Source organism: Candidatus Phytoplasma ziziphi (assembly GCF_003640545.1).
Taxonomy (GTDB): Bacteria; Bacillota_I; Bacilli_A; order Acholeplasmatales; family Acholeplasmataceae; genus Phytoplasma; species Phytoplasma ziziphi.
Window position 1 is genome coordinate 390,903 of the sequence record NZ_CP025121.1, and the last position, 13,054, is coordinate 403,956.

The window sequence follows — 13,054 nt, forward strand, 5'->3', positions numbered from 1 at the left end:
TAATGAAACAAAAGCATATATTTAAAAAAAAATATGGACAAAATTTTTTAAATGATGTGAATTTATTAAAAAATATTATCCAAAAAGCTGATTTAGAAAATAAAAATGTTGTTGAAATTGGCCCCGGTAAAGGCACTTTAACTCGTTTAATATTGCCTAAAGCTAAAAAGGTTTTGGCCTATGAAATTGATTCTGATTTAAAGATTTTTTTAGATTTTGATGAAGAATCTAAAATTAATATTATTTATGATGATGTTTTAACACGCGATTTATTAGAAGATTTTGTGAAATATTTTCAAAAAGAAGAAATAGTTTTGATCGGCAATTTGCCTTATTCTATTGCTACTCCTCTTTTATTTAAGATTTTATTTATACCTCAAATCCGAACTTTTACTATTATGATTCAAAAAGAAGTAGGTTTAAGGATTATATCTAAGGAAAAAGAAAAAAATTATAATGCTTTAAGTGTTTTAGTACAATCTTTAACTTGTATTACTAAAATAAAAGTAATAAAAAAAAATATGTTTTTTCCGCAACCTAAAGTTGATGGTATTGTTTTGAGATTTGATAAATTAGATTTAAATAATGAAGAAAAAGAATTTATCGAAAAAGATTTTTATCGATTTGTTAAAGCTTCTTTTCAACAAAAAAGAAAAAATTTACTTAACAACTTAAGTAAAAATTTTGATATTGATAAAAATGAAATTTTAAATTTTTTTCAAAAACATAATATTTCTAAAAATATTAGAGCCGAAGAAATTAGTATTTCAAGATTTAAAGAAATAACAATTCTTTTTTTAAAATTTTTTAATTTTAAATAGAAATTAAAGAATTAAAAAATATAAAGTTATATAAAATATTAAAATAAAGATGTTATTTTTTAATAAATATGTTAACATACTTTATAGTGTTACAATTATATTTAATTAAATATAAAATAAGATAAATTATTAATAAGGGAAATATATATTAAAATGCAAGTTACTTACGTAAGAATAAATTTATATACTAATAAAAATAGATTAAAAGCTGTCGCTTCTATTACATTGGATAATTGTTTTGTAGTTCATAATATTAAAGTTATAGAAGGAGAAAAAGGTCTTTTTATCGCAATGCCAAGTACAAAAAATTCTAAAGGAATTTATGTAGATATTGCGCATCCTATAAATAGAGAAACAAGACAAATGATCGAAGAGAAAGTTAAAAACACTTTCCAAGAAATGGTTGATAAAGAAGAAAGTAAAATGGAAATGGGAACATTCGAAAATGAAGATAGCCAAAGCAATCTTCAAGTTACAAATGTTAAAGTGAATTTATATCCTAACAGTAAAACTAGATTAAGAGGAAAAGCATCTATTACATTAAATGATTGTTTTGTGGTTCATGGTATTAAAATTATCGAAGGCGAAAGAAGCTTATTTATCGCAATGCCAAGTACAAAAAATTCTAAAGGCGTTTATATAGATATCGCTCACCCAATTACTCAAGAAACAAGACAGATGATCGAAGAAGAATGTAAAAAAGTTTTCCAAGAAGTAACAGAAAACAATTCACAATTAGAAGGTAATGGACCAATAGAGGATGATATTCTATCAGTTTGATAAAATTAAAAATAAATTTTTAAAAAACAAAATTGTTTTTAAGATAGTGATTTTATAAATTCTTTAGAAAGATAATATTATAATTATATGGGATAGTACTTTGAAAGAAAAAGAATTTGAAAGTCATAAAAAATTTATTTATTTATTTTTTATAGGTCTTTTATTTTATTTTTTATTTTTTCTTCCGTTAGATTTTGGAATTTCTTTTGGAATGGATGACTCAAAATTAATATTTTTCAAAATATTTTTAACAATTTTGATTTTATTTTTAACTGGATATCCAGTTATTAAAGAAGGTTTTGTTAAAACTTACGAACAAACCAAGAAAAATCGAAAATTAACTTTTAATGTTCATATTTTAATGATTTTAGTTTCTTTTTTATCTTTTGTTATGGAAAAATATAATGAATCTATTTTATTGATTATTATTTTTGGAGGAGCTCAATTTTTAGAAGAATATGTTGAAAATAAAAATCAAAAGGATATAAAAAAACTTTTAGATATAAAACCCAAAAAAGCTAAATTATTAAAAAAAAATAATGATTACGAATTGATAGATGTTTCTGATTTACAAATAGGCGATCGAGTTGTGGTTTTGAACGGTGAGCAAATACCTTCTGATGGCGTTATTGTATCAGGTCAGTCTTCCATAGACGAATCAACTATTACAGGCGAAAGTATTCCTTTAGAAAAAAAAGAAGGCGATAAAGTTTTTGGTAGTAATTTGAATTTAAGTAATACTTTGATAGTTGAAATTACTCAAACAGAAGATAAAACTATTTTTTCTGAAATAATCCGATTAACTGAAAAAATTCAAAGTAATGTTTCTAAAAAAGCTTCTTTCATTAATAAAATAGCTCCTGTATATATTAAATCAATTATTTTTGCTATTTTAGGGTTTATTGTTATATCCGGAATATACAATTATTTTTGTTATACAGATATAAAGTTTAGAAAAATTTTATTGAAAAGTATGATTTTTTTAACTGTCGCTGCTCCATGTGCTTTAGCTGTCGCTGATATACCAGCTACTCTTTCAGCTATTTCTAATTTAGCTAAAAAAGGAGTTTTATTAAAAAACGGAAAATCTTTAGGTATTTTATCTGAGGTTAAAACTATTGTTTTTGATAAAACAGGTACTTTAACACAAGGAAAAATTGAAGTTAAAGCGATTTTTTTTAATTCAGAAATATTAGAAAACGAAAGAAAACAATATTTAGATATTTTATGGACGATGGAAAAAGATTCTAATCATCCAATATCTTTTGCAATACAAAAATATTTTAAAGAAAATTTTGATTTAAATTTTTCTTTAAAATTACAAACTACTAATTTAATTGGAGTTGGAGTTGAAGCTTTCGATCAAAAAGATAATCATTATAAAATAGCTAAATATAATATTTTTGAAAATGTTCCTACCGAAATAGAAGAAAAAACTCAAGAATTTTTGAATCAAGGCCAAACAGTTATTTATTTTAGTCATAATGATAAAATTATTATTATTCTTGCTATCATTGATATAGTTCGTGATGAATCTAAAGAAATGATTGAGTATTTTAATAAAAATAATGTAAATACTACTATGCTGACAGGCGATAATAAACAAGTAGCGGAAGCTATTTCTTTTGATTTGAATTTGAATTATGTTTTTTCTAATTGTTTGCCAGAAGATAAAGTTAAATATATTAACGAAATGAAAGAACAAAAACATGTTGTTGCTATGGTTGGTGATGGAGTTAATGATTCTCCTGCTTTAGCTGCTTCTGATATTTCAATAACTTTACAAGAGGGTAGCGATGTTGTTATTGATATCGCAGATATTGTTTTAGTTAAAAATGATTTAAGAAAAATAATATATGCGCATAAGATTTCTAAAAAATTAAATAGAGTGGTATGGCAAAATATTATATTCGCTTTTTCTATTATAATAGTATTTTGTTTAATTAATATTTCCCGTGAATTACCTTTGCCTATAGCAGTTATTGCTCATGAAGGAAGTACTTTATTAGTTATTTTTAATTGTTTAAGATTAAGAAATGATATCGAATAAACAAATAATTAAATATTTAATTATAAATATAGCTCAGTTATTTATTAACTGAGTTTTTTTTAGAATTAATTTAACTAATCGCCAAATTGACATTAGAAAAAATTGTTATAATAATGCTAACATTTATGCATCATTTTACCATATGCACTAGATGCATCTAATAATTATCATTCATTATACTTTCCAAAAGGCTATCGTTTTTATGGTTCAAATACTCTTTCTTACAATGATTTAATCAATCATGAAACTCAATCTAATTCTTTTATATGCTTTTAAATTCAAACAAAAACATAAAGTAATTGAAATGATAAATTTACCTAAATCATTAACTCCAAGTTATGATATTGTGAAATATGTTAATATACAAATTGGTAATACTTATAATCAAAAATGTTCAAATAATAATACTCGTTTTGAATGCGAAACTACTGATTATAAATACATCATTAACTGTCCATTAAAAGAAACTAAAACTATTGATTTACCTAAATCTCTAAATTCAATGAAAGTGAACTGTTCCAAAAGTTTAGACACTTTTTATTTTTTAAAAAATCTTTAAGACTAACTATTAAGTTAGTCTTTTTTTGTGTTTCAAGACTAAAAAAAATTTCATATCTTTTCTAAAAACGTTTTTTAGAAAGGCATTAAATGTTAAAGAGACAAGAATTATTTAAAGATTTTTTAAAAAATAAAAAGAATTTAACAATTCGTTATCAACTAATCGATTTACATTTGCCATTAGTAAATAAATTAGTTAAGCAATTTAAATATTATCCGCGTGTCCTTCAAAAAGAGGATTTATACCAAGAAGGGATTTTAGGATTAATCAAAGCCCTCAATAATTACGAAGATTTAGGTTATAACTTCATTTCTTACGCAACTCCAACTATCAAATCGGAAATCAGAGAATTAATAAGAAAAAGTCATTCTCCTTCAATTCCTCAAAAAACTCATAAAACTAATAATCCTTCTTTTCAAGAAGAAAAACATACATGGCATTGTCAAATTCTTAACCCTCATCAATTATGGTTAAAACAAGTTAATCATGAAATTTTTTTAAAAAAAATGAAAGTTAAGTTAAGCAAAACCGAATTCAAAATTATCCATTTAAGTTTTGGTGTTCCTTTAGGGAATATCAATGAAGATTATCAAAGATGTTATACCAACACCGAAATTGCTGAAAAACTTAATTTATCTTTAAAACAAGTAAAAAACATTAAAAACATCACTATCAAAAAATTAAAAAAACGTTAACCTTTCTCGTCCGTAATGACTTTAAACTAGTTATTCAAAACAATAAAAAAATAAAAACCAGATTACTTTCAAAGTAATCTTTTTTTGTATCAAAGCCCAACATAAAATTTTTGAAACAACAGTAATAAACGATTCCAACATCAACAAATCAGATAGTCTTAAATACATTTGTTTTCAAAAATTTTATCTATAAATAAATAAAAAATATATCAAAAAGAAGGAAAAATAAAATATGTTAAATAAAGTTCAATTAATTGGTCGTATCACTCATGATCTTGACAAACAATATACTTAAGGTTAACAATGAACAAGTCCCTAAAATAGATTTTCAATTAGCGGTTAACCAAAACAAAGACAAAGTACAATATATTCCTTGTGTGGTTTTTAGAACCCAAGCTGACAACATGAAAAAATACTTACATAAAGGATCTAAAATTTATCTAGAAGGGACATTATCTGTCCAAAAATACACCAACAACGAAGGTCAAAAGAAAACAAATACAAAAGTAATCGTACATAATGTCATCTTTTTAGACAATAAACCTCAAGAAACTTTACCTTTTTAAAACAATAAATTCATAAAACTCAATAATAATCAAATAAACTTAATAAAGACCTGAGCGTTAACTCAGGTCTTTTATTTTAAATCATTTAATTATTTTTAGTCAAAAAAATCTAAAAAATAATTAATGCAATTTAAAATTAAAATTAAAAAATTTATGATTTTTGATATATTAATAATTTATACATTTAACAAAAACCATCCAGTTCAAAAGTAATAGGTGATAAAAGAAAAAAATTTTTTTTATTATTTAAAAAAAAGGAGTTAATAAGGTCAAATGACTAAAAAAATAACATATCTAGCCGACGGCAAATATATTCATCATTATATTCACGAATTTAATGACAAAGGTCAAAAAATTAAAGAAATAACATATCAACCCGACGGCGAAACTATTCATTATATTTCCGAATTTAATGACAAAGGTCAAATGATTAAAGAAATATTTTATTGTATCGACGGCGAAACTATTGATTGTATTGAAGAATTTAATGACAAAGGTCGAATAATTAAAAAAATAATATATCGATATGAAAACAAAAATTAATTATTTTGATAATATCATTTGTTTATTGATGGGGATGATAATCGCCATTTTCGTATATATTCAATTTATAGAAAAAACACCTGCTAATTCTAATATAGAAAATATACCTTCAAATTCTAATTTCCAAGAACCGATTACTATTTTCAAAGATAAAATTATTGAAAAAGAGATTATTAAAGAAATTGAAAAACCTGTTATTCAAGACCAAGACATTAAAAGGTTCAAATTTTAGAAAAACTATAAAAAAATAAAAACAACAACTACCCATAATCTCACCAATAAAAACATCAATCAAGAAATCATTATTAAAAATTATGAGTAGAATTAAAATTTTTACCATCGTTTCACATCATTAAATTTTAAGCGAAACTCTATTTTAATTTAAATAACAATAATTTTCAAAAAAAATCAAAAAAGGAGAAACCCAAAAATGACTAAAAAAGAATTAATTAAAAAAATCGCTTTATCCAACAAAACTTCTGCAACTAAAACAGAAGAATTTTATAACTCATTTGAGAACGCTCTAATTGAAGCTATCACATCCAACGAAGAAGTAATTTTATCCCCTCAAATTGGTAAATTCAAATTAAAAGCAAGAAAAGCATATGTAGGTAAAAACCCCAAAACAGGAAAAAAACTAGAAATACCTGCAAAAACGGTAGTAACTTTCAAATTATCTAAAACCATTAAAGATAAAGTGAAAGATTTAAAATTAGAATAAACAAATATCAAACAAAAGGAGAAAAAAATATGAATAAAATCATTAAGAAAAAACCAAAATCTAATACTAACGAAACAAATCACAACCAAAAAATAAAAACAATGACTAACCCTAAACAAGAAAATATAACTATTGTCCCAACAAAAAAATGCAATTTATTAAAAAAAATCACTCACACAACTATGTTTATTTTATATTTTATGGCAATTACTTTCTATTTTATGGTTATTTACTATGAAAATAAAATTCCTTGGTTTACTACAGGAATCAATAATTTTATCAACTTAATTAAATCAATAATCCCAGGAGGAAAATAATTATGAAATCACAAACAAAAAAACAAACAAAAAATAAAATTTTTACCATTTTAGTAGTTTTTATTAGTTTATTTTTTACCATCGTTTCAATTACTGCTTTACAAAATTACTTCGCCCGACAAAGAAAAGAAAAAATTTCATTGTTAGATAAATTCCCTTTGTTTAATGTTGAACGAACTAAAGGAAATAACGAGGATAAAATTCTTATACCTCTTCCTATACCAAACTTCAAACCAAGCAAATATCAACATTTAATCGAAATGGAACATAAAGCTGTACTTAACACAAATGGAGTAGAAATGGATCCTTTATATTTAAAAATAACTTCTTCATATGATACTAAAACAACTTTTGAAAATCCGACAAATTTTTTTAATTTATCAATGAAAGTTAATAATAATGAATATGATGAATCTCAACGTCCTTTAACGGCTTTAAAAGAAGGAAATGGAACTATAACAATCCAAATCGGTATCGAACAAAAAGAAATTATTAAAGAAACTATCGATGGAAAAAAACCTGAATTAGACTTAATTTTTGATTACGAATTAGTTGATTCTAAAGGCAATTCTTTCAGTGGCGGCAATCAAACTATTAAAACCTCAATTGTTCAAACAGCTTAATTGATTAATAAAGACCAAGTTTTTCTTGGTCTTTTTTTTATGAGAAAGGAAAATAACCGAATGAAAAAGCAAATCGAACAAAAACCACTTTCAAAACATTTAATGATAACTATCATCATCTTATTTTTTTGTTTTTCTCTAGGAACTTATGTTTGGATTCATCACCAAACTTTAATCGAAACCGAAAAACAAATAATAGAACATCAACAAGGAATAAAAGCGCTTCAAAAGCAAAATGTAGATGTAACCAAAAAAATAGAACAACAAAATAAGCAAGAATCACAAATTTTATTAGAAAACCAATCCTCTGCAATATCAAACTTTGAAGAAGATAAAAATCAATTCCAACCTACTAATCCCCAAAAAGGGCGCCAAAGATGCCTAAATATCGTGTTATCTAACCAATAACCAATGCCGATAAACATTGAATGGATTGGAGCGGTCTCTTAAACGAAAGAATAAGAGATTACAGCAGCTCCAAAAAGCGGGTTGAGACGAAGTAGCTAGTCAAGAGGGCGCCGCAACCAAATTGTCCTACGGATAAGCCTGAAATGGCCTAAGATGGAAAGTCAAGATGTAATGGATTAACCTGCCTCGCAAGCTAATAGAGCCGAGCAGTCCAGAGTCTATCAGGATATATTTTTGGTCCTGGATAGTTTATCAACAAAGAAAACCTGGAATCAACCATAAACCACATCGTGGAATGGGTACATCACCTAAAGGACAAAGGTAGATATTTAGAGTAACTTGGAGAATCCTAAAACTAAGCAATTAAAATTGCAACTCAAGGAATAAAAGCCTTGAGGGTCAAGGATAAAGAGACCTTACAGTAGTCGGAGAAGCAAAACATAAATTGAAATATTTATGACAATCGCCCTCCCAGGGAGCTTAGGAAAGCTAAGCACAAGGCGAAAAAGGTTAGTAATTTATTATCTATTCAAGACAACCGAGAAAGGAGTTGATGTCTATGTCAACAATTAATTCAAAAAATGAATTTAAGCTCTCTCGGACCTTGAAAAGAATTCAAATCAAAGCTTTAAACAATCAAACTTTAAAAAAGGAACTCCAACATGGAATGAATAACCTGCTGAACACTCAAATAGCGTTTAACCAGGTAGCATCCAACACTGGGGCGGGAACAAGTGGGATTGACAATAAAACCATTGACGCCATCAGTCTAAAAAAGATGGAAAAATATCATATGGAGTACGTCAATAACCGCTATGAACCTAAACCAATAAGAAGAGTTAACATTCCTAAAAAGAACGGTAAAACCAGACCGTTGGGAATTCCAATTATCCAAGATAGAATAACTCAAAAAGCCATGGAACAACTTCTTACTCCATATTATGAGAACATTTTCTCAGAATGGAGTTTTGGTTTTAGACCCAAGAAATCCTGTTTAGACGCAATTAAACGCATTAAACAGAGATTCCAAGGAATAGACTATCTAATTAAAATTGATATAAAAGGCTACTTTGATACTATCGATCACGATATTCTCCTAAAAATGTTGAATAAACACATTAGGAAGAATAAAGCGTTAACCACAATTACAAAATGGTTAAAAGCGGACGTGAAAGAAAAAGGAATGACTTATAATACCTCGAAAGGTTCGCCACAAGGGGGAATCATATCACCCTTACTAGCGAATGTATATTTACACTACATAGACCAGAAAATGGAAAACCTCATCAAGGAAGGCATCCCCCAAAGGAGGACAAACTCCGAATATGCAAGATTACGCTATAAAGGGAGCCGAAATATCAACGTAGATCGTCGTATAAACCTAAACCCAAACCCAAGAGTGGAATACATCCGCTATGCAGACGACTTCATTATTGGGATAAAAGGAGAACGTGATAAAGCTGATAAAATTAAACAACTCATCACTAAATGGCTGGAAGAAGACTTGAACCTGGAAATTAGCAAAGATAAAACAAAAATTATCAAAGCCAATAAAGGAACAAAATTTCTGTCCTACATGATAAAGATATACCCAACCAACCAAAACCGATTAAAGAAAACCGCTAAGAATTCTCTAAACGGGAAAGTCCAAATCCAAATACCTAAGATAACCTCAAAGGAATATGGAAAAGAACATGGGTGGTTAAAAGGAAAGGAAATCATGCATGATAAAGGGTTAATAAGTAGGGATGAATTAGAAATAATTCGTACCTATAAGGCAATAATAAATGGAATTATCCAATATTTTTGTTTAGCCAATAATCTCGCTCAATTAACGTACCTGGCGTATATCGCGGAATACACTTGTTTAAAGACACTTGCAGGGAAAAAGAAAACTTCCATTGCAAGGGTCCGAAAGAAATACCAATTGGGGAAAACCTGGGAAATCGAATATGATAACCAAGGAAAGCTCAAAAAGGAAACATGGCTAACCTACGACTGGAACAGGATGAAAGGGATGAGGAAATTTAAAGGAAAACCTGATAAAAATCCTAACCCTAACTTCCTAAAAGGTCGCACGTCTCTCATCAAAAGGCTACAAGCCCAAAAATGTGAGATATGCCATAAAAAGGATGTCAAGTTGGAAATCCACCACACCAAAACAGTTCGCGATGCGAATTGGAGAAGTGTGAGGGATAAAAAAAACGATCGTACTGTGCAAAAAATGCCATAGAAGACGAACAAACCAACAAATACGAGACATCAAAATTTTCAAAAATCATAGGACAACAAAACAGATTTGAATAAATAACTAATTAGCAGTAATGCAAAGTTAGTCCCTTAACAGGGATAAATTATGGAAAGCGGTGTGCTTGGAAACTTGCTCGCACCGTTTGGATGGGGGCAGATTGTAGTAAATCTAACAGAAAAACAAATCCTGTTAGTGAGGCGCAATTTATCTATCCATATTTTCTAACTTTTGATAAATTAATTGGGTTTAAACAAGAATTAAAAGCAGTCAAAGGTTTTATTGATTATCTTAAAAACCAAGAAAACTATCAAGGAATCGGCGACGTAGAGCCTCCATTAGGTATCTTGTTATACGGAGTTCCAGGAACAGGAAAAACAACTTTAGCAAGAGCCTTAGCCAAAGAAACCAAATTACCATTCTTTGAAGTAAGTAGTTCTTTATTTTCACAAAAATATAAAGGATTAGCTCCGCAAATGGTCAAAGATTTATTTGAAGCAGCTAGAAAAGAAGCTGCAAAAAACAATGGCGCCATTATCTTTTTAGATGAATGCGAAACTATTTTTACAAATTTAGGTACCTTAGAAGCAGGGTCTGAAATTGCCAATGTGGTTAATCAATTTAAAACCGAAATGACATCTTTTGAAAACAATCCTGAAAAACCAATTTTCATTATTGGCGCAACCAACCACGAGGACCAAATTGATGAAGTTATTAAATCAAGATTTACTTATAACATCGAAGTAAAACCTGGTAACAAAGTTGAACGTCAACAATTTTTAGAATTCCTAATTAAAAAACGTAAAAACCCTTATAGCGACGAAGCTAAAAAATACTTATTTGAAGTGATTAATGAAGCTTTAGAAAGATTACCACATCATCAACAATTCTTAAAAGCTAATCGTACTTTAGAAAATATTTTAAAAACAACAGTAATCGTCTTCGCTCAAAATAGAGGAACTGGCGAAAATAAAAGAAATGAAATCAATCAAGAAGATTTAAAACAAGCTTATCAAATGATCGTTTCCCAAAACATCGAAACATTAGATCAAATCGAAAATCAAAAGAAAGGAGAAACTAAATAATGTTAACACCACTAAATTTAATTAAAGGTTTTATTAACTTTAGAGCCTATTATACTTGGGCCATTACGGCCATCTCTATTTTTAGTATTTTCTTTTTCTTCAAAAGAAAATACGACAACACACATAACAACTACAGCACTACTTGGAAAGGCTATTTAGTTTATTTTTTAATTATTTTATTTCTTTTTAGTTTTATTTATTTATCTTTTTTCAAAACACTACCATCATCTAAATATGTCGGCCAATTAATTGGGGAAATTGATAAAGCCATTGACAAATACGATGAAACTATTAATAACTATAAAGGCCTTAAAAAAGACTGGGAAACCGAATTAAAAAAATGTGAAGATGAATTAAAAACATTATATGAAAAACAAGAAATTACTCAAGAACAAAAAGAAAAAATTAAAAAAATTTTAGAGCAAAACGAAGGAAAAATTAAAGAAATAAAAGACCAATTAAAAGATACTACAGACAATATCGCTATTTTAAAAGGACAACTTTTACAATTAGAACAAGATAAAGAAACTAAAGAAAAAGAAATTAAACAAAAACAAGAAGAAGAAAAATTAGCATCCCCTGATGATAAAATTAGATTACAAGCTCAAATTTCTAAATTACAAGACGAACGAAATGAAATAATGCATCAAATAACTCAAGTTTCACTCCAAATCGCCAATTTAGAAGCTGATCAAACAATGTACACAGACATGTTATCCAACGCCATCAGAGTAAGAGATACCATACAACGCCATTATGACGAATTGTCAACGGATAAACAACGAATTTTTGGCAAAATCAAAACTGTGGAAGAACGTAAAGCTGAAATCCAAAAAAACATCGATGAAATTGATGTTAAAATAATAACTATCGACATAGAAAGAAAACAATTAGAAATTTTACGACAAGGCGCAGACGCATCCAAAATCGCTCTTGATGACTGGGATAAAAAACACGAATTTAGTTTTGGCAACCTTCGAGACGCCCTTTTCCAAGGTGCCGAATTATATATGGATGCTTTTGGTGGGCGCGGTTTCTTAAAAGCAGTAGCAGGCGGAATTACTAAAAAAGCCGCTGGAACTATCGCGAAAAGCGGATTAATAATTCACGAAACTCATCGAGTAATTAATTTAGCCAAAGACCTATTTGTTAATGAAAATGGAACACCTAAAATGATTTCCAAAGAAACTTATGACTCTATTTGTTCTCGTATTGACCGCGATAAAGACAAACTTGATGCCGATTATAAAGACTATGAAGCAAAAAAACAAGAATACAAAATTTGTCAAAAAACACAAAATTTAATTAACGAAACAGGAGAAGAAAGTGCCCAAATAGATAAAATTCACCAACAAGGCCAATCTATAATCACTGAATACATCAAAATCACCGATGAATTAACCAAAAAACTAAATGAAGTTTCAGGCGATATCGTAAGAGAGTTAGTATTTAAACACTCTGATTTAGAACAACAACTAGAAGACAAAAACGTAGAAATCGAAAATACGAAAGAAGAACTAAAACAAAAAAATCCTAGTTATGCTCACTCCCAAAAACGCTACGAAGAAAAACAAAAAGAAAAACAATATGCTAAATTTTTTAAACCAATTACTAATAAATAATCATTAAATTTAACCT

At 27.7% G+C, this 13,054-nt stretch carries 14 protein-coding genes and 2 pseudogenes; all 16 read left to right on the plus strand.

All coding sequences use genetic code 11. From position 1 onward, the window contains the following. The first annotated feature begins 2 nt into the window (after positions 1-2). On the plus strand, positions 3-821 hold the full coding sequence (rsmA, locus tag CWO85_RS01960; RefSeq protein WP_121464011.1) for a 16S rRNA (adenine(1518)-N(6)/adenine(1519)-N(6))-dimethyltransferase RsmA: 819 nt from the start codon (positions 3-5) through the stop codon (positions 819-821). A 153-nt stretch (positions 822-974) separates the two neighbouring features. Further along, positions 975-1,238 (plus strand): annotated as a pseudogene (spoVG, locus tag CWO85_RS01965) (septation regulator SpoVG); the annotation flags it as partial. A 12-nt stretch (positions 1,239-1,250) separates the two neighbouring features. After that, positions 1,251-1,601: a SpoVG family protein gene (locus tag CWO85_RS01970; RefSeq protein WP_121464256.1), complete on the plus strand. Its 351-nt coding sequence runs from the start codon at positions 1,251-1,253 to the stop codon at positions 1,599-1,601. A gap of 100 nt (positions 1,602-1,701) precedes the next feature. Further along, on the plus strand, positions 1,702-3,651 hold the full coding sequence (locus tag CWO85_RS01975) for a heavy metal translocating P-type ATPase (protein ID WP_236628347.1): 1,950 nt from the start codon (positions 1,702-1,704) through the stop codon (positions 3,649-3,651). Positions 3,652-3,892: 241 nt separating this feature from the next. Next, positions 3,893-4,210 carry a hypothetical protein gene (locus tag CWO85_RS01980; RefSeq protein ID WP_121464013.1) on the plus strand — a complete coding sequence of 106 codons (318 nt, stop codon included), beginning with the start codon at positions 3,893-3,895 and terminating at the stop codon, positions 4,208-4,210. Positions 4,211-4,299: 89 nt separating this feature from the next. Next, positions 4,300-4,905: a sigma-70 family RNA polymerase sigma factor gene (locus CWO85_RS01985; RefSeq protein ID WP_121463923.1), complete on the plus strand. Its 606-nt coding sequence runs from the start codon at positions 4,300-4,302 to the stop codon at positions 4,903-4,905. Positions 4,906-5,137: 232 nt separating this feature from the next. Next, positions 5,138-5,471: pseudogene (locus CWO85_RS01990) on the plus strand (single-stranded DNA-binding protein). 273 nt (positions 5,472-5,744) lie between these two features. Further along, complete coding sequence (locus CWO85_RS01995) at positions 5,745-6,014, plus strand: DUF2963 domain-containing protein (RefSeq protein WP_121463818.1); 270 nt, start codon at positions 5,745-5,747, stop codon at positions 6,012-6,014. Further along, positions 5,998-6,246: a hypothetical protein gene (locus CWO85_RS03725; protein WP_201736622.1), complete on the plus strand. Its 249-nt coding sequence runs from the start codon at positions 5,998-6,000 to the stop codon at positions 6,244-6,246. Before CWO85_RS01995 ends, CWO85_RS03725 begins: the two co-directional genes overlap by 17 nt. Before the next feature lie 198 nt (positions 6,247-6,444). Further along, on the plus strand, positions 6,445-6,735 hold the full coding sequence (locus CWO85_RS02005; protein WP_121463924.1) for an HU family DNA-binding protein: 291 nt from the start codon (positions 6,445-6,447) through the stop codon (positions 6,733-6,735). A gap of 29 nt (positions 6,736-6,764) precedes the next feature. Beyond that, positions 6,765-7,052, plus strand: a complete 288-nt coding sequence (locus CWO85_RS02010; RefSeq protein WP_121463925.1) for a hypothetical protein — start codon at positions 6,765-6,767, stop codon at positions 7,050-7,052. A gap of 2 nt (positions 7,053-7,054) precedes the next feature. Beyond that, positions 7,055-7,675: a hypothetical protein gene (locus tag CWO85_RS02015; protein ID WP_121463926.1), complete on the plus strand. Its 621-nt coding sequence runs from the start codon at positions 7,055-7,057 to the stop codon at positions 7,673-7,675. Between the two features lie 60 nt (positions 7,676-7,735). Continuing rightward, the gene (locus tag CWO85_RS02020; RefSeq protein WP_121464014.1) at positions 7,736-8,083 is read left to right on the plus strand and encodes a hypothetical protein; all 348 of its coding nucleotides are present in this window, start codon (positions 7,736-7,738) and stop codon (positions 8,081-8,083) included. 559 nt (positions 8,084-8,642) lie between these two features. Continuing rightward, positions 8,643-10,316, plus strand: a complete 1,674-nt coding sequence (ltrA, locus tag CWO85_RS02025) for a group II intron reverse transcriptase/maturase (RefSeq protein WP_236628348.1) — start codon at positions 8,643-8,645, stop codon at positions 10,314-10,316. 164 nt (positions 10,317-10,480) lie between these two features. Then, positions 10,481-11,416 (plus strand): AAA family ATPase, encoded by a 936-nt coding sequence (locus tag CWO85_RS02030; RefSeq protein WP_121464015.1) that lies wholly within the window; start codon positions 10,481-10,483, stop codon positions 11,414-11,416. After that, on the plus strand, positions 11,416-13,038 hold the full coding sequence (locus CWO85_RS02035; RefSeq protein WP_121464016.1) for a coiled-coil domain-containing protein: 1,623 nt from the start codon (positions 11,416-11,418) through the stop codon (positions 13,036-13,038). The genes CWO85_RS02030 and CWO85_RS02035 overlap by 1 nt, the downstream gene beginning before the upstream one ends. Positions 13,039-13,054 lie beyond the last annotated feature (16 nt).